Annotated in this window: 10 protein-coding genes; 3 read left to right on the top strand and 7 right to left on the bottom strand. The window is 63.6% G+C overall.

Annotated elements, in window-relative coordinates:
• Nucleotides 1-147 precede the first annotated feature (147 nt).
• Nucleotides 148-1,350, top strand: coding sequence for an NAD(P)/FAD-dependent oxidoreductase (locus tag HY836_RS13100; protein ID WP_290676594.1), 1,203 nt, complete (start codon nucleotides 148-150; stop codon nucleotides 1,348-1,350).
• Between the two features lie 22 nt (nucleotides 1,351-1,372).
• On the opposite strand, the gene HY836_RS13095 is transcribed toward HY836_RS13100, so the two are convergent.
• Nucleotides 1,373-4,618, bottom strand: a complete 3,246-nt coding sequence (locus tag HY836_RS13095) for an adenylate/guanylate cyclase domain-containing protein (RefSeq protein WP_290676593.1) — start codon at nucleotides 4,616-4,618, stop codon at nucleotides 1,373-1,375.
• 15 nt (nucleotides 4,619-4,633) lie between these two features.
• Entirely contained in the window at nucleotides 4,634-7,180 is a 2,547-nt protein-coding gene (locus tag HY836_RS13090) for a winged helix-turn-helix domain-containing protein (RefSeq protein ID WP_290676592.1), read from the bottom strand.
• A gap of 396 nt (nucleotides 7,181-7,576) precedes the next feature.
• Between HY836_RS13090 and HY836_RS13085 the strand changes: the two genes are divergently transcribed.
• Nucleotides 7,577-8,758 carry a hypothetical protein gene (locus tag HY836_RS13085; RefSeq protein WP_290676591.1) on the top strand — a complete coding sequence of 394 codons (1,182 nt, stop codon included), beginning with the start codon at nucleotides 7,577-7,579 and terminating at the stop codon, nucleotides 8,756-8,758.
• 8 nt (nucleotides 8,759-8,766) lie between these two features.
• Here HY836_RS13085 and HY836_RS13080 read toward each other — a convergent pair whose 3' ends face one another.
• The 5 genes from HY836_RS13080 to HY836_RS13060 form a co-directional block, all read right to left on the bottom strand.
• Entirely contained in the window at nucleotides 8,767-12,495 is a 3,729-nt protein-coding gene (locus HY836_RS13080; protein WP_290676590.1) for a DUF748 domain-containing protein, read from the bottom strand.
• A 123-nt stretch (nucleotides 12,496-12,618) separates the two neighbouring features.
• Nucleotides 12,619-13,206, bottom strand: a complete 588-nt coding sequence (locus HY836_RS13075) for a nucleotidyltransferase family protein (RefSeq protein ID WP_290676589.1) — start codon at nucleotides 13,204-13,206, stop codon at nucleotides 12,619-12,621.
• The gene (locus HY836_RS13070) at nucleotides 13,203-14,294 is read right to left on the bottom strand and encodes an XdhC family protein (RefSeq protein ID WP_290676588.1); all 1,092 of its coding nucleotides are present in this window, start codon (nucleotides 14,292-14,294) and stop codon (nucleotides 13,203-13,205) included. Before HY836_RS13070 ends, HY836_RS13075 begins: the two co-directional genes overlap by 4 nt.
• The gene (locus HY836_RS13065; protein ID WP_290676587.1) at nucleotides 14,287-16,545 is read right to left on the bottom strand and encodes a xanthine dehydrogenase family protein molybdopterin-binding subunit; all 2,259 of its coding nucleotides are present in this window, start codon (nucleotides 16,543-16,545) and stop codon (nucleotides 14,287-14,289) included. Before HY836_RS13065 ends, HY836_RS13070 begins: the two co-directional genes overlap by 8 nt.
• Nucleotides 16,542-17,012, bottom strand: coding sequence for a (2Fe-2S)-binding protein (locus HY836_RS13060; RefSeq protein WP_290676586.1), 471 nt, complete (start codon nucleotides 17,010-17,012; stop codon nucleotides 16,542-16,544). The genes HY836_RS13065 and HY836_RS13060 overlap by 4 nt, the downstream gene beginning before the upstream one ends.
• A 55-nt stretch (nucleotides 17,013-17,067) precedes the next feature.
• Between HY836_RS13060 and HY836_RS13055 the strand changes: the two genes are divergently transcribed.
• The gene (locus HY836_RS13055; protein WP_290676585.1) at nucleotides 17,068-17,667 is read left to right on the top strand and encodes a TetR/AcrR family transcriptional regulator; all 600 of its coding nucleotides are present in this window, start codon (nucleotides 17,068-17,070) and stop codon (nucleotides 17,665-17,667) included.
• Nucleotides 17,668-17,712 lie beyond the last annotated feature (45 nt).

Raw genomic sequence — 17,712 nt, 5'->3', positions numbered from 1 at the left:
GTTGCCGAAACCCGCATTTCAGGACATTCGCCCCGATGTTGTATCCAAAATGGCGCGCCGCGCGCTTGACACAGGGTTGACCTATGCTTTGCAATGCAACGAGACTCGACTCCTGTCACCTCATAAAAATTGTCTGGAAGCACAACCATGTATGACGCCATCGTTGTTGGCGGTCGCTGCGGCGGCGCGGCCACTGCCATGTTGCTGGCCCGCCAAGGTCACAAGGTCCTGATTGTTGACCAAGCCAAGCTACCCAGTGACGTCAGGCTGTCCACTCACCTGATCTGGCACGCCGGTGTGGACCTGCTGCACAAGTGGGGTCTGCTGGACGCCGTGAAGGCCACCAACTGCCCCCTGCTGACCAGTTTTTCCCTGGATCTGGGTGAACTGGTACTACGCGGGCAGCCGCCAGGCACGACTGTCGGCGCAGCCATTGGCCCCAGGCGACTGGCACTGGACAAGGTCCTGCTGGATGCAGCTCTGACAGCCGGCGCCGAACTCCGCCAAGGCGTGACGTTTGAAGACGTGCTCAAGGACGGTGACCGTGTCACGGGCATCAGGGGCCGCCTGCAGGATGGCAGCGCGTTCACGGCTCACGCCAGGATCGTGGTTGGCGCCGATGGCACCCACTCACGCGTGGCCCGCGCGGTGGGCGCCGAGAGCTATAACGAGTTCCCCAAGGAGGCGGGCTCCTACAACCTCTACTCGTACTTCAGGGGCGTTGAGCTGGATGGGGTCGAGTTCTTCTCCCGCCCAGAGCGCATGATCTACGCGTGGGAAACCAATGACGGTCGCTCGGTGATTGGCGTTATCCAGCCCGGACGCGCATCACGCCCGGCCCGTGAAGACATGGGAGCGCACTTCCAGTCGGAGCTGGCCACCCTGGCCCCCGGTCTGGCTGCACGCGTCCAGGCCGGGCAGCGAGATGACGAGTGGTTGAGTGGCGCCATCGGCGCTTTCTGCCGCCAGGCCGCCGGCCCCGGTTGGTGCCTGGTTGGTGATGCCGGGGTCACCATGGATCCGATCACCGCTGCCGGCATATCCAACGCCTTGCGCGATGCCGAGCTGGCCGCCACACTCATCCACGAAGGCCTGCAAGGCCCAGCCTCGCTGGACGACAGCCTGGCCACTTATCAGGCACGCCGCGATGCGGTATCCGTGCCCTTGCAACAGTTTGCACAGGAGATGGCCAAGCTGGCGCCCCCCACGGAAGATGTCATCAAGCTGTTCATGGCCCTGGCAGGCAATCAGGAGCAGATCGACAACTACTACGGCGTGTTTGGCCAAACGGTGACGCCCATGGCCTTCTTTGATCCGACCAACATGGCCAGGATCTTTGCGCCCGCCTGAACTGACAAACGCTTCGGTTTCGTCAGCCGCATGACGCGAGTGCCGCCTCGGCGCGCACTCGCCACAAGGTGGCCTGCTGGGCTGTCGCCAAAGCCAGTGCCTGCTGGTAGGCGGCACGCACCTCGTTGAGGTTCACCCCGGGCATCTGCCGCAGCACATCGCCTCGGATGCGGTGCCACTCGGCATCATGCCAACGCTCGCCACCGCGATCAGTCAGCTCACGCGCCTGCGCCAGACAGGCCAAAGCCTCGTCAAATCGCCCGACCTGCCCCCAGGCTTGTGCCATCAGGGTCAGGAAAAACGGCAACACGATGCCTGCGCCGGTGGCCTGGAAGGCGGTAATGCCCTCGGTCATCAGCGTGATGCCATCGTCCATCTGCCCCAGACGGGTGCGACACCAGCCCATCGCAAAGCGCGCCAATGCGGACACGTAGGCAAAGCCGTGCTCGTCAGCCAGGTGCCAGCCCGCTTGCAGTCTGGGCAACAAGCGATCCAGGTCACCTGCGTGCAGATAGGCCATCACACCCCAGGTGCGCGCCCAGGCCAGCGAATACGGGTGCTCAAGTGCCAGGGCTCGTTGTTCGATGGCCGCATAGGACGCATCCAGATCATCGATCTGCCCCATGATCCATTGCGCATGCAGGCCGTGCACCATGCTCACCAGCTTGAGATCGGTTGAATACAGTGCGATCAGACTGCGATCCTGCGGATCGTTAAAGCCATGCTCCACCTGTTCGCCATAACCAGGCACCTCTGACAGTTGCCCGCCGTAGAAGCACAACTGGGTCTGCATCATGTTGTGCACCAACCAGGCATGACGGCTGTTGGACTGCCTGGCCACCGTCCCCATGCGTCGCCCGATCGATTGGGCCTGCCCAATCTCGCCGCGCACCTGGTGATAGACGCACACACCCCACAGAGGCCAGATGGCTTCATCGATCCTGTCAGCGGCACTGGCCAGTTCGTTGGCGCGCTTGTAGGCCTGCTCCACTTCTGGAGCTGCCCACCCTTTGCCGAGCATGTGCACGGTACCCAGCGAGGCGTGCAGCTGCAACTCGACCTGATCACGGTCGGTACCGGAAGGCAAGCGCTGAGACGCTTGCAAGCCCGCCTGAAGATGGGATGCGGCCTCATGCAGTGCCAGCCGGTTGATGGCCTGTTCACTGGCCTTGCGCCAATAGGGAATGGCAGCACGAACCAAGCCTGCGGCACTGGCATGCCGCGCCAACAAGGCGGGCTGATACCGTACTGTCTCAGGGTAGCGGGCCTCCAGCTGTTGAACGATCGCGGCGTGCAAACCCTCTCGGCGAACCTTGAGCAAGGAGTCGTAAGCCGTGTCCTGCACCATGGCGTGCTTGAATACATACACCGGACCGTGTGCACCATCCTGGCGAGAAGCCAGGCCCGACTTCAGCAAAGCCTGGATGCCATCATCCAACTGATCAGCGCCTTGGGGGAAAAGGGCCGCCAGCAAATCATGGGCAAACTCGCGGCCGATCACAGCCCCGATCTGTGCCACCTCCTTGGCCACGGCATGTCGGTCAAGACGCGCCATCAAGGAGTCCCGCAAGGTCGATGGCAGCGTGCTGGCAGCAGGCATGCCCGCGTCATCACGGCTGGCCAGCTCCAGCACCGATTTGGTCAACTCCTCCACGAACAGCGGCACACCGTCCGTGCGGTTTTCGATCTGCTGCGCCAATGCATCGGGCAGAGCCTGATCGCCCATCAACCGAGACACCAGTGCCAGCACTTCCGCGCGCCTCAGACCCGGCACCTTCAGCGCCGTCACGTGAGCCTGTCGGTCAAACGCCGGAACAAATTCAGGGCGATGGGTGACCACCATCAGCACAGGTACCTGCCGAGCCCGCTCCACCAAAGCGTTGAGTGCCGCTATAGATGCCGGATCGGCCCAGTGCGCATCTTCGAACAACATCAGGAAGGGCTCCTGGTCCATCCGCGCCTGCAGCAGGTCCACCAACACCTCGATGATGTCCTGCTCACGCTGGTGGGCGCTGCTCACGGGCAACTCATGACGACCGTCCGAAGGGATCGACAACATCGCTGCCAGCAAGGCCGCATGTCGAGGCGCCTGAGCTCCGATGCGGTCATTGACCAGCGCGTCAATGCGGTCGAGCTTGAGAGACGTCGGCATCTCTGGCCGCAAGCGCAACAGGTGCTCCATCGCATCGATGAAGGGATGAAAGGCGCTGTCTGAACGATGGGCTGAGCATTGCAGATGCACAGCCGTCAAGCCAGCGTTGCCGAGCCGATCACACAACTCCTTGAGCATGCGGGATTTGCCGATACCCGGCTCACCCGATAACAGCACCACCTGTCCCTGCCCTTGCAGAACGGTCTGCCAGCGGTCCATCAGGAGACTCATCTCCTGTATGCGTCCAACCAGTGGGCTCAACTGCTCGCCGCTGGCCGCATCAAAACGACTGAGGGTGTCGCTCACGCCGGTCACACGCCAGACCTGACGCGGTTCGGTCACGCCCTTGAGCGTGTGCACACCGTGGTCCTCATAGGTGAAACTGCCGGCGGTCAGGCGACGCGTCTGGTCGGTGATGAGTACGGTGTTGACCCGCGCAAGCGCCTGCAGGCGCGCAGCGATATTGGGCGTATCGCCCAGCGCGAGTTGCTCCCGCCGGGGCCCTGCGCCGATGTCACCGATCACCACGCGACCAGTGTCGACGCCTATGCGCAATTGCAGTCTGACGTGCTCATGGTCGTCCACGGCGATGTCAAGCTCACCGATACGGTCCAGCAATTCCAGCCCAGCATGCACGGCGCGCACAGCAGCATCTTCCTGCGCCTGCGGGTAGCCAAAATAGACCAGCAAGCCATCGCCCAAGTACTGCGCCACCGTGCCACCACAACGGGTGATGACCGCCACGGCAGCCTGCTGATAAGCCAGCACGACCTGGCGCCACTGTTCGGGGCTCAACCGCGCGCACAGCGCCGTGGCATCCACCAGGTCACAGAACATGATGGTGAGTTGGCGCAACTCGGTGTGCGCGGCTGGCGATACCGCCGGCATGACCGGCGGTGCAGTCTGCGCACCCGACAGCAAATCCTGGATCGCTCTCATCAGGCGTTTGCGATCACCCATGGTAAGACCGAGCTTTTCCAGATCGGGCTCGGTCAGGCTGGTTATGACGTCTTCGGCGATGCCGTTTTCCAGCAGCAAAGACTCCAACCGGCTCAGCCCGATGGCGCCAAGCCAGGCTGACATGGATGAGACAGGCGTGCCCTGCGGCGGCTGCATGCTCGTGATTCCTGGCTAACCGGGCGGAGACGACAAAGCCCAGGTGCACACCGACTCAGGGTCCAGATCGGAACCCATGCTCTTGAGCCGATCCAGCACGGTTGCATCCAGTGCGTCCTGAACCAGGCCATTGACGCGTGACCAGGCGTACACCGTCACCACATCACGCGAGCCCAGTTGTTCGTAAGACTTTGCGGTGTAGCCCACCAGGCGGGCGGCCGCCTCGTGACGGCCTTCCAGGGCAGCGAGCAAGGCCAGCAAACCTGAATACAGGCCCAGCCACTCCCAGTCACGGCTACGCGAAGCGCTCACGAAGTCGGTCAAGGCAGCGCGGGCCAAAGGCAGGTCACTCTTGACGAAGGCCACACAGGCCATCACCGCGAGCGCATGCAGGACGAAGTTGTCACGACGGTGGCGGCCGCGCGCCAGGATCTGTTCGCACGTCAGGATGGCCGCATCCGTGTCGCCCAGCGCCATGCTGATGGAGGCCAGATCATTGAGTGCTGCCGACACAACCCCTTCCAGGCCGGCACTTTGCGCCCGCACCAACAAGGTCTGGCATACGCGGCGGGCTTCGGCCATGTGTTCAATGGACTTGAGCACACTGACTTCTGCCAGCAAGCGCTGGGTGCACAGTCGCGCGGGCCAGTCCGGCTGCTCCAGGGAGGCCATCTCATCCAGTGCAGACATGGCCTGCACTGGCGGCAATACACCACTGCCAGCCAGACAACGCAGCGCCAGGTACAAGCCGCGGCGATCAGCCGCCGCGCGATAAAGCGCTGATGCACGCAGGGCGAAATCGTGCATGAGGTTATTGCCCACACCCCAGTACAGCCGACTGCGCTCCAGCCAGAACCGGGCCACGTCAGCACCCGGCTGCGGGCTGGTAGCCAGCAATTCGAGGCTCTGTCCGCGCAGGCGGCATTCGGGCGCCAGGCCCATCAACAGGAACAAGGGGCCCGCGGCGCCCAGCAACCTGACCGCCAGATTCTGGTCGTGCTGCACCGCCCAGTCCAAAGCCATGCGCACGTTGTCGATTTCCGGGCCGTAATGCGACAACCATTGCGCATCGGACTGCGCCCAATAGTCTTCATAGGCCTGATCCATCATGAGGGCAATGGCCAGGGCATGACGCTTACGGATATCAGGCAACTCACCCGACTCGACCAGTTTGAGACCAGCATAGTCACGCATGCTGTCGAGCAAGCGATAGCGCGGCATCTCCCCCGCATCGGCCATCACCAGCGAACGGTCCACCAGGGAGCCCAGCACGTCGATCACGGCCCACTCGTCCAAATCCTGGTCGTGTGCCAGCACCTTGGCCAGATCCAGCGTGAAGCCGCCCGCCAGCACGGCCAGGCGCCGGAACACCGCACGCTCGGGTGCGGACAACATCTCGTGGCTCCAGTCCAGCGCCGCCAGCAGGGTTTGCTGCCGTGATGGTGTGACGTTGCTGTTGCCGTGCAGCAGCTTGAAACGTTCACCCAGGCGCTCTTCGACGCCCTGAAGACCCAGAAGCGGCACGCGCGCCGCAGCCAGCTTGATGGCCAGCGGCACGCCGTCCAGCTTGCGGCACAGGCCGATGACCCGATCCAGTTGCGTCTGACTGAGTTCGAAATAGCGGTTGATGGCCTTGACCTGGTCCACGAACAGCGCGACGGCGCCGTGTTGCATGGCCTCGCTGACCGTCACGCCCGCCTCGGGCACGGACAGCGGCCCCAGGCGGAAGACGCGCTCGGCAGGCAAGCGCAAGGGCAACTGGCTCGTGACCAGGACGCGCACATTCGGCGCGCCCGTCTGCACAGCCTGAACCAACTTGGCCACGGCATCCAGTACATGCTCCGCATTGTCGATGACCAGCAAGGCTTGCAAGGGTTTGAGCGCCGCAACCAAGGCATGCAGGGGATCCTGCCCCCCCGACGACAAACCCAGGCCCTGCGCCACCATGGACACCACCAGATCTGGATCAGCGATGGCCGCCAGCTCAACCCAGGCTGCGCCATCAGGCCAATGAGGCCGCCAGTTGTGCGCAGCACTCAGCGCAAAGGCCGTCTTGCCAATGCCTGCCTGCCCCACCACCGTGATCAAAGACGCAGGCAGCAGCGCATCCAGCGCAGCCTGATCGGCCTCGCGCCCCCAAACCGCACCAGGCAAGGCTGGCAGGACAGACAACACGTCCACAGGCGCTGGATAGGCACCCATGGTCACCGTTGAGGGCGCCAACCCCACAGGCTGCTGCTCGCCGTCAAATTCGACGGGCAGGCAGAAACGGTATCCGCGGCCAGGCACCGTCGCAATCGACTTGGCGCCGAGCAGTTTGCGCAGCGAGGAGATCTGAACCTGCAGGTTGTTTTCTTCGACAACCAGGTTCGGCCAGACCCGGTCGAGCAATTCCGCCTTGCTGACCAGACGCCCGCCTTCGGACACGAGCACCGTCAACACATCGACAGCACGGGCGCCCAGGTTGGTCGGCTCTCCCTCCAGGTACAACACCCGTTCGGAAGGACAAAGCTCGAAACGATCGAAACGGTAACAGTTGCGCGACAAGTGTTCCCCAGCCATCAGAGAGGTGTGAGCCGAATGTTCAGCCACGAACGCATCGCCACTGCGAGTTCACAGCGGGTTTCAGGATAATTTAAGTGGCAATTCAGCACAAATACCGACCTGCCTCTGACAATAGTTTCAATTCTAAAGAAATCCAACCAAAATCATTGGTCGATCAGAGCCTCATTAGGGCAGCAAGTCGCGAATTGACAAACTGCCTGAGATCCTGAGCAAGCCGAAGGATGGTTGCGAAAGCAACGCTGTCATCTATCAGCTGCCTCCAAGCAGTCCCAAGGGCCCTCCACCGAACTGGTGCAGGGCCCTTGGCTTTTTCTGGACAAGACGCCGTCACTCCTCTATCGTGAACGCGTTGCTGCACCGCAGCAAATACACATTCACATCGGGAGCAACCACATGGCCCTTGCCTTCATACAGCTGAAGCGCGCTGTTCGTCTATGCCTGTCCATGGCGCTGAACCTGCCCGCCCTGGCGCTGGCCCAGACGACAACCCCCACGCTGCCCGCCTTGGGATTGAACCCCAAGGCCGTCTCGGTATCCGGGCTGTCATCCGGTGGCTACATGGCCGCACAGTTCGAAGTGGCCTACTCGCGCACCGTGATGGGCGCTGGCATTGTGGCAGCCGGCCCTTACGGTTGCTCGATGGGTTCGGTCACCACCGCCGCCCTTACATGTTCCTGCCCTTACGACATCAGTGACAACAGCGGCCCCGCGGGCATCATGACGGCCGTGTCGCGCCTGAGTTGCGTGCACCTGCCTGAAAAAATCCTGTCTGAACGGGCCACCAGCGCCATCGCGGGCAACAAAGGCCATGTGGATGGCATCAGCAACTTGCGCAAGCACCGTGTCTGGCTGTACTGGGGTGAAGACGATCCCGTGGTGGACCCCTCCATCGTCAAAGGGCTGGCCCGCTTTTATGCCGATGCCCGCGTCCCGGCTGTGCAAACGGTATCGGGCCCGCACGCTGGTCACGGCATGCCGATCGCCGCCGATGGCCAGTGCCAGGTCACCCGCAGCCCTTACATCAACGGCTGCAAGATCGATGGCGCCGGCAAACTGCTGAGCTGGATCTACAAGTTGCCACCATCAACCCAACCCACGGCTGACGCCACGACGGGCTCACTCCAGCCCTTCGACCAGACGCCCTACCGCCAGAAAGACGTCTTTGACAGCCTGGACAAGACGGGCTGGTTGTATGTGCCCAAGGCCTGTGAACAAAAAGACGCACGTTGCAAGCTCCACGTGGCCTTTCATGGCTGCGAACAAGGGCAGAACTTCGTGATGAGCAATGGACAGCCTTACGGCACCATTTTTGTCGAGCAAGCGGGCTACAACCGCTGGGCGGAAAGCGCGGGCATCGTGGTGCTGTACCCGCAGGTGGTGCCCAGCAGCCAGATCAACCCGGGTTCAGCCTTTGGCTTCAACCCCAAGGGTTGCTGGGACTTCTGGGGCTACACCACGCCCCCAAGTGACAAGTGGGAGTTCGGCAGCGGCCTGCCTTTCAACCGCCGCGAAGCGCCTCAGATGCGCGCCGTCAAGAACATGATCGATGCCTTGGTGGCTGCGCCCAAACCTTGATGCGGCTCTTACTTGATCTCGAACTGCACGCGGGTGGCCGGCCCCTTGTCATCCGGCAGATCCTGCTTGCCCACGCGGGAAGCGGTCAGCAACACACGTTCCGGCGGCAATTTGTGGGCGAGATAGGCCTTGACCTGGTCGCCACGCTGGTTGGCCAGGGCCCGCAGTGCTTCCGGGTTGACCGGGGCAGCAGCCTTGAGCATGGCCTCCATCTCGGCGTCCGGCAAGGTCTTGGCCATACCGACCAGGTTGCGCGGTTTCTTGATGTCGGCGGCTTTGTAGGCGGCGGCCAGCCAGGTGCTGCGCTCTGACGCATTGATCTGCACGTCAGCCGGTGATTGCCCGGTCGCCTTGGCCTTGGCCGCGCGCATGAGCTTGTCCACATGCGCCTGGCGCAAGCCCTCGGCATCGGCATCCGGATCCGCACGCCCCGTCGCCGCCAGTTTCAGCGCAGGCCTGTCCACCAGCTTGGCAGCCAGCGTATCCAGACGCTGGCGTGCGCTGTCAGACAACTCGCCCTGCCCCGCATCGAACGCCACATAACCCAGCTCGTCCGAGCCACCACCTGACAGCAGCGCAAACGGCGCCGTCACGGCCTTGGTGATCAGGTTGACGAGCACGCGCCAGATGATGCCGCCCACCGAGAACTGAGGATCATCGAGCGAGCCGGAAATCGGCAGGTTGATGTCGATTTCACCCTTGCTGTTCTTGAGCAGGGACACGGCAAACAGCACCGGCAGCTTGACCGCGTCCGGGCTGTCGGTCTTTTCACCAAAGGTGAGCTGGTCCAGGAAGATCTGGTTGCTGGCGTCCAGCTTGCCGCCGTCCACCTTGTAGTGCACGTTCACCGACAGCGTGCCCTTGTCGATGGCATAGCCGGCATAGCGGGCCGCATACGGTGTCATGCGGGTCAGCTCGATGCCTTTGGCCGTGGCCTGAATGTCCGTGTAGAGCTTGGGGCCCAGCGGATGCAGCTGCCCGGTGATCAGCAAGGGGGCCGCGTCATCCACCGCGCCAGCGATCTTGACGGTGGCGGGCTCGGGCTTGGTCGATGACACGGCCGATACATCACCCTCGATCTGCGTCAGCCGTGCCGAGTAGTTGGGCTTGATGAAGTTGTCGGTGAAATCCACACGCCCCTTGCTCAGCTGGATCTGTTGCCAGCGCAGTTTGGGCGTGGGCTTGTTGCTGGCCGTTGCTGCAGGTGCGCTGGCCGCCGGCTGTGCGACGGCAGCCACGGGTCTGGTCGATGGCGATGACGCCGCGGGCTCGGGCGTAGTCAGCGAGCGCGCCTGTCCACCAGCCTCATGGCGCATGATGCCCGCCACATTCAGTTGCCCATTGGGGTTGATGATGAGACGACCGTAGAAATTCTTGAATGCGATGCGCCCCAGGTTGGCGTCCACGGCCTCGCCATCCAGCGCCACATCGGCGCCATCCAGCGTCAGGACCTGCCAGCTCAGGAAGTCGGCGTCGTTGACGCGGTCCAGCACGCGCACATCGGTCAGGCCCACGCGGCCCTTGTAGCGCACCTGCATGCCGCTGTTGGGCGGCATCTGCAGCTTGAACTGCCCATCCATCTGGGCTTTGGCGCCGGCGAGGGTGATGTTGACCATCGGGTCGATATAGGGCTGGATGGCGCGCAAGTCCAGGCTGGCCACGTGGACGCGGGCATCCACCTGAACAGGCTGCGGCTTGACGGTACCCTTGATGCGCACGCGCCCCTTGCCTTGTGCGAGCGTGTCCAGATCCAGCGCGATCGGGCGGCTCAAGTCCTGGCTGAGATCCGCCAGATGCAGATCGGTCTGATGCAGCTCGAACGCGGCGGCCGGGCTCACGCCCTGATCCTTGAAGGCAAACTGGCAGGCGCGGCAATACAGCTCCTTGAGTGTGAACTGAGGCGCGGGGGCCGTTTGACCTCGTTTGTCACTTGCACGTTCTGCGAGCTTGCTGGCGGGTGGTGCGCTGGATGGCGCCATGCCCAGCCACTCGCCACGGGCACCACGCGTCACAGCGGCATCCAGCTTGTTGAGGGTCAGCTTGTCGGCGCTCACAGTTCTGAGGGCAGCCCCCTCACCCAAGTCCAGCTGGACCTGTATGCCATCGAGGGACAGTTCATCGAGCAAGACCTTGTCAGCGATCCCCTTCTGCGAGGCAGGCGCACGCAACTGGCTGATCGCCACGTGGCCAGCGATGAGGCGCGCCTCGGCTGGCTCCAGCGCCGATGCGGCCTTCAAGCGGGCATTGAGCTGAGCCTGCACCGCCAGCTGGCCCTGCTCAACACGCAAGGGCAGCTTCAGCGAATCGGCCAACGGTGCCAGCCAGGGGCTGATTTGTGCCTTGCTGAGGTTGAGCTGCATGTCCACCATCTGCCGGGCCGCATGTACATGGCCTTGCGCCAGCAGGCTGGCGTCGTGCTCGTCGTGCAGGTTCAGCTGCCAGGTGGCTGGCGCGGCCTTGGCCTGGCTGCTCAAGCCTTCCACCTTGAGACGCAAAAGGTCGATCACGGGCCAGGCCTGTGTGGCCTGGGTTTGTGCGTCCAACCGAGCCAGGTTGAACTGAAGTTGGCCGATCTGCCATGACCAAGGGCTGGTGCCAGACGTGGTCGTTGATGTCGAGGCGGGTGAAGCCTTGGGGCTCGATGCCGAGTCCTGCTGGCTTGCCGGTATCACCACCGGCTTGGGCTCACCCTTCTTGCCTGTCAGCGGGCGATTGCGCCATTGCACCCCGTCCAGCAAGACTGCGCCGAGCTTGACCTGACGCTCCAGAGGCTGGGCATCCAGACCCTGGATATCGAGCGTCTGCCAGCCTGCCTCCACTTGCCCCAGTTCAGGCGCATGCGGCAGGCTCAAGGCCAGCTTGCTCAGCTTGAGTCCACCTTCGATGCTGAGTTTGGGCACGGCAGGCGGCTTACGTTCTTCAAACTTCAGGGTGAGGTCGGCATCCAGCCGCCCGTCTGTGGCAGACATCGCCCAGGGTTGCGGCACAAAGGGCTGCACCACCTTGACCCAATGCGGCACGTCCACGCCATCCCACTTGAGGTGCACGGCGGAGCGCATGCCTTCAGTAAAGGGCAAGGTGTCGCCCACGATGGACAAGGCACTGCCGTCCACGCGTGCGCTCAATTGCGGCTTCACGTCGACGTTGACGAAGCTGGGCAGGTTGGACACAAAGGGCACGCCGATGCGCAACCGATCAACGCGGTGTTCCTGGTTCAGGACACGGTCGCTGTAGCGCACCAGGCCTTCGTTCACCTCGATGTTGAACACGGCGAAGTGTGCGGGTTCATCATCCTTTTGCGGCTGGGGGGATGGCGCCGTGAGCTTGTCCAGCACGGCTGAGAAATTGAAGCGTTCAGTACTCTGGCGTTCGATCCAGATATCGGGCTTGTCAATGCGCACACGCCTCAGCACCGGGGCCAGGCGCCAGATGGATTCCAGCGAGATCTGCGCCTGGGCGCGCTGGATGCGCAGCATGGGCGCGGCCGTTGGCCCCACGGCCAGGCCATCCAGTACCACCTCACCCCGCCAGGGGCTGATCTGCAAGGCCTGCAGGCTCACGGGCGTGCCCAAGGCTTGCGCCGCAGCCTGCTCGATGCGGGGGCGCAACCAGCCTGGCAACCACATGCCGACGAGCAACGTCCACAGCACGGCCAAGGCCGCCACGATGGCCAGAGGGCGGCGCCAGCGCGACCACGCGCCTTGTCCGGAAGAAGGAGTTGCTTGCTCAGCGCTCATGCTTGTGTCTCGGTTGGAAGGCCCTCGCCTTCCCGGCCCAACAGCAGGGCCACAGGCCCGATGTTACAAGCACGGTCATACCTGGGCGCAGTGCCAGCCCTGGCGCGCGATCTGGATCAACAATCAGGGAGCGACGGGGGATGTCCGCAAATCTTCAGGTCTGTCCACATCGAACAGCACGCCCGCATCGTCCACAGTGACGGGCACCGCATCGCGCTGCCAATCCAGCATGTGGCGTGCGCCTTGATCGCCCTTGAGCAGCGCCAGATCCGGCAAACGGCTCACTGGCAGGCCACGCGGTTGCCCGAGTTTGCCGCGGTACACGGGCACGACGGGTTGCCCCGTCTGCAGCAAGGCTTGTTGCAGTGATTGCACGGTGGCGCGCGTCACCCAGGGCATGTCGGCCAGGCCGATGATCACGCCGTCCAACCCCGTCATGCTCATCAAGGCGCGAGCACCCTGCGCCACGGAATGACCCATGCCCGATGCCGCATCGGCACAGGTCACCACCTGCGCACCGCATGACAGAGCGAGATCACGCGCCCCATCATCATCGGGCCTGATCACCACCAGCAAGGGCTCGCAAAGACCCGCGTAGGGCTGCAGCGCGGCCTCCAGCATGGTGCGCCCGTCCGGCAACACGGCCAGGCGCTTGTCCGAGCCAAAGCGAACGCCTTGTCCAGCAGCCAGGATCAAGCCCGCCACACTCATGCTGTCGAGGGCGTGGTGGGCACGGGCTGTGGGCGTGATTCGTCGCTCAAGGCACAAGCGGCTTGCGAGCCCGATGCCGGCATCCAGTCCGGCTGTGCACGACGGGCCTCAAAGGGGTCTTCACCTGTTTCAAGCAGGCGCCGAACCTGGATCAGCTCGGCGGCAATGGACACGGCTATCTCGGCAGGCGAGCGGGAGCCAATGGGCAGGCCGACCGGTCCACGCAGCAGGCTCACCTGTTCAGCATTCAGATCGAACTGACGCAGCCTGTCCTTGCGCCGCGCGGTGGTGATGCTGGAGCCCAAGGCGCCCACATAAAAGGCGGGCGTGCGCAAAGCCTCCATCAAGGCCAGATCGTCCAGCTTGGGATCGTGCGTGACGGTGACCACCGCCGTGCGCTCGTCACACCCGAACCCCATCACCACGTCATCGGGCATGCCGGCCAGCTGCGTGGCGCCAGGCTCCTGCCACGCGCCGGTGTACTCGGTACGCGGGTCGCAGATGCTCACGGCATAGCCCAGCGACTGCGCGATCGGCAGCAGGTAGCGGCTGACCTCGGTGGCACCGATGAGCAGCAGGCGGTGTCGTGGCCCCAGAACGGCGGTAAAGCCCAGTTCGTCGTCACTGAAATCACGCACGTCTTGAGCGGGCGTCAGGGTGGCACGGCCACTCGCATAGTCCAGTCGCTTGCACACCAGTTGCTGCGCACGGATGGCGACCAAGGCCAGCTCGGCCTGTGCCACGTCCCAGAAGGGTTCGATGGCCAGGCGCAGTGCATTGCCACAAGGCAGGCGATAGCGCTCGCGCTCGGCCGCATCACAGCCATAAACCCGCATCAACACGCGAGGTGCGCCCGCGGGCGGCTCACCCCAGAGTGCACCGCTCATGACCTCGTGCACCAGATCATCTTCCACACAGCCGCCCGAGACAGAGCCCGTGATCAAACCTTGCTCGCTGATCACGGCCATGGCACCTGGTGGCCGCGGGCTGGCACCAAAGGTACTCAACACTGTCACCAGCACGCAGCGCTGCCCGGCCGCATGCCAGCTCAGCGCCTGCTGCAGGACCTCGTGCTCGTTGCTATGCATGGTCCAGCCTGATGGGCAGCGAGCGAATGCGATTTTTGGTCAGGGCGTAGATCGCATTGGTCACAGCAGGTGCGATGGGCGGCGTACCGGGCTCACCCACGCCGCCCGGCGCGGCCGTGCTGGGCACGACGTGGGCTTCCACCACCGGCATCTGCGCCATGTGTACCGCATCGTAGGAGGGGAAGCTGGTCTGCTCGACACGTCCGTTCGCAATGGTGATCTCGCCAAACAGCGCGGCACTCAAGCCATACACGATCGAGCTCTGCATCTGGGCTTCCACCGTGTCGGGGTTGACCACGGTGCCGCAATCGATGACGCACACCACACGGTGCACTTTCACTTGCCCACCTTCCACCGACACCTCGGCCACTTCCGCGCAGATGGAGCCAAACGACTCATGCAGGGCGATGCCGCGCGCGCGTCCGGCAGGCAAGGGCTTGCCCCAGCCTGCCTTGCTGGCGGCCAGATCGAGCACGGCCAGATGACGGGGATGCTTGCCCAGCAAACTGCGGCGATAGGCGTAGGGATCCTGCCTCACGGCCCAGGCCAGTTCATCCACAAAGCTCTCGGTGAAGAAGGCGTTGTAGGAATGGCCCACGCTGCGCCACGAGCCCACCGGCACATGGGTCTCGGGCCGGATCTGGCGAACCGAGATGCTGTCGAAATCGTAGGGGATGTCGAACGCGCCTTCGATCTGATTCTTGTCGGGCATGGCGTTCGATGCCGCAGCGGGCATCAGGCGCCTGACCGAATCAAAGCTCACCGACTGTGCCGCCACGCGGTTGGACCAGGCCGTCACGCGACCCTTGGCATCCACGGCGGCACGGAACACCGACAGCGCCGCGGGCCGGTACATGTCGTGCTGCATGTCCTCTTCACGCGTCCACACCAGCTTGACCGGCTTGCCATCGAGCTGTTTGGCAATGGCCACGGCCTGCTCGACCATGTCGACCTCCAGGCGTCGGCCAAAACCACCACCGAGGAAAGGCACATGCAGCTTGACCTTGTCCGAGTCCACCCCGGCCACCTGGGAGGCCTTCCACTTCGCCAGCGAAGGCGACTGGGTGGAACACCAGACCTCTACCTGGCCGTCCTTCACCTGGGCCACGCAATTGATCGGCTCCATCGCGGCATGGGCCAGGAAAGGCGCCCAGTAATCGGCTTCGATCACCTTGGCCGCCTGCTTGAAGGCCCCATCGGCATCGCCCTGGGTGCCATAAGTGAAGCCGTCCTTGGCCGCCAGTTCGTCCTTGTAGCGCTGACGGATATCGGCCGACGAAACCTTGTCGTTGGGCGAAGCCTCATAGCTGATCTTCACCTCGGCCAGCGCCTGCTTGGCACGCCACCAGTTGTTGGCCACGACCACCACACCCTGCGGGATCTGCAGCACCTTGAGCACGCCCTTGCGCTGCAGGGCAGCCTGGCTGTCCACGCTGGCCACCTTGGCGCCAAACACGGGTGGCTGCGCGATGGCGGCATAGACCATGCCCTCGCGCTTCACGTCGATGCCGAACTCGGCCGAGCCATTGACCTTGGCGGGAATGTCCTGCCGCGCCATCGGCTTGCCGATCAGCTTGTACTGGCTCGGATCCTTGAAGCGCACGTCCTGAGGCGGCGTCAGGGCAGAGGCATCTTTGGCCAGCTCGCCAAAGCCCAGTCGGGCGCCGGTCTTCGTGTTGATGACGTGGCCCGCCTCCACCTGGCACTGCGCCGGTGTGATCGACCAGCGTGTGGCCGCAGCCTGAACCAGCATGGCACGCGCCGTGGCACCGGCAAGGCGCATGGGCTCCCAGGCATCACGCACGCTGGCCGAACCACCGGTCACCTGCAAGGACAAGGCATAACCCAGGCGCTGCATGCTGGCCCGGGCCACACGTGCCATCACGCTGTCATCGTCCGAGGTGAAGGGCACCACGTTGAGCATCATGGTGGCGTTGGCGTAGATCTGCGCCACCGGCGCCTGTTCGACCTGCACGTCTTCCCAGCGCGCGTCCAGTTCTTCCACCAGCAGCATGGGCAAGGCGGTCAGCACGCCCTGCCCCATCTCCGAGCGGGGCACGGCCACCGTCACCTTGCCGTCGGGCCCGATCTTGACCCAGCCATTGAGTGCGACCTCGCCGCCCTCCACAGCCAGGATGCCCTTGTCGCCCAGGCGGTCTGAGGCCGAAGGCTTGCCACAACCCACCAACAGGCCACCCGACATGGCCGCCCCCGTGATCAGGAACTGGCGGCGAGAAACAGATACCCTCATGCCTGCTTCTCCTGCACGGTGGACGATGAAGCCGCCGAATGGATGGCCGCGCGCACGCGCTGGTAGGTGCCGCAACGGCAGATATTGGTCATGGCAGCATCAATGTCCGCGTCCGTTGGATGGGGGTTGCCACGCAACAAGGCCGTGGCCGCCATCAACATGCCAGACTGGCAATAACCACACTGGGGCACCTGATGGCTCACCCAGGCGGCCTGCAAACGGCTCAGGATGGGATCGCCCTGGCTCTCGATGGTCTGCACGGCTTTGCCGGACACGGCCGCCACAGGCATCACGCAGGAGCGTGTGGCCACACCGTCGATGTGCACGGTGCAGGCACCGCAGGCGGCCACGCCGCATCCGAATTTGGTTCCCGTGTGGCCCAGCTCGTCCCGCAGGACCCAGAGCAAAGGCATGTCGTCTTCGACATTCACGGAAACAGGCTGACCATTGAGCTTAAATGTGTGCATGGTGTACAGCGTACATCTTTATGGACTCGGCCGTCAAGCAAGGTACATTTGCCCCATGTCCTACCCCAAGAAGATCAGCCGAGAGACCATCCTGGCGTCCGCCATGGCCTTCATTGAAGACCACGGGGTGGCGGAACTATCTATGCGAACACTGGCGGCGAATCTTGGGGTCACCCCTAATGCGCTGTACCGCTACTTCGCCAGCAAGGCTGATCTGGAATTCGCCATGGCCGACGAAGGGGGCAAGTTGCTGCTGGCCGATCTGGAACAAGCGGCTTCAGGGCTGGCGCCACCGGACGACATCCGCGCCATGGCACGCGCCTACATCCGGTTTGCCCGCCGCTATCCCAAGTTGTACGCCATGAAGATGCAGCACTGCGCGCTCAATGACGACAAGCCTGGCAGCCACGATGCGATCTGGGCGTTCGTGATGCAACTGGCCGGCCAGTTACCCACCGCCTGGGATCCCAAGGATCTGGCCATGTCCCTGTGGGCCTTTCTGCATGGCATGGTGGAGCTCGACCGCGCGAACCTGCTGGAAGGCCGCGACCCCGAAGCCACCATCGAAGTCGGGCTGGACGTGATGATGGCGGGCCTGCTGGCCCACATCAGTGCACAAGCGAGCGCTGACGGCAGCACGTTGAAATCCCGGTGAAAACAGGCACTTAATGGCTTGTTGCATGGCGAAATAAAGCGCCAT

It is taken from the genome of Aquabacterium sp., assembly GCF_016234775.1.
GTDB lineage: Bacteria > Pseudomonadota > Gammaproteobacteria > Burkholderiales > Burkholderiaceae_C > Aquabacterium.
This window is presented reverse-complemented; position numbering and strand designations above follow the sequence as displayed.

What these genes read in the sequence shown, in the direction of transcription:
- HY836_RS13100 (WP_290676594.1), top strand. Translation starts at nt 148, where the DNA reads ATGTATGACGCCATCGTTGTTGGCGGTCGCTGCGGCGGCGCGGCCACT.
- HY836_RS13095 (WP_290676593.1), bottom strand. Translation starts at nt 4,618, where the DNA reads ATGCAGCCGCCGCAGGGCACGCCTGTCTCATCCATGTCAGCCTGGCTT.
- HY836_RS13090 (WP_290676592.1), bottom strand. Translation starts at nt 7,180, where the DNA reads ATGGCTGGGGAACACTTGTCGCGCAACTGTTACCGTTTCGATCGTTTC.
- HY836_RS13085 (WP_290676591.1), top strand. Translation starts at nt 7,577, where the DNA reads ATGGCCCTTGCCTTCATACAGCTGAAGCGCGCTGTTCGTCTATGCCTG.
- HY836_RS13080 (WP_290676590.1), bottom strand. Translation starts at nt 12,495, where the DNA reads ATGAGCGCTGAGCAAGCAACTCCTTCTTCCGGACAAGGCGCGTGGTCG.
- HY836_RS13075 (WP_290676589.1), bottom strand. Translation starts at nt 13,206, where the DNA reads ATGAGTGTGGCGGGCTTGATCCTGGCTGCTGGACAAGGCGTTCGCTTT.
- HY836_RS13070 (WP_290676588.1), bottom strand. Translation starts at nt 14,294, where the DNA reads ATGCATAGCAACGAGCACGAGGTCCTGCAGCAGGCGCTGAGCTGGCAT.
- HY836_RS13065 (WP_290676587.1), bottom strand. Translation starts at nt 16,545, where the DNA reads ATGAGGGTATCTGTTTCTCGCCGCCAGTTCCTGATCACGGGGGCGGCC.
- HY836_RS13060 (WP_290676586.1), bottom strand. Translation starts at nt 17,012, where the DNA reads ATGCACACATTTAAGCTCAATGGTCAGCCTGTTTCCGTGAATGTCGAA.
- HY836_RS13055 (WP_290676585.1), top strand. Translation starts at nt 17,068, where the DNA reads ATGTCCTACCCCAAGAAGATCAGCCGAGAGACCATCCTGGCGTCCGCC.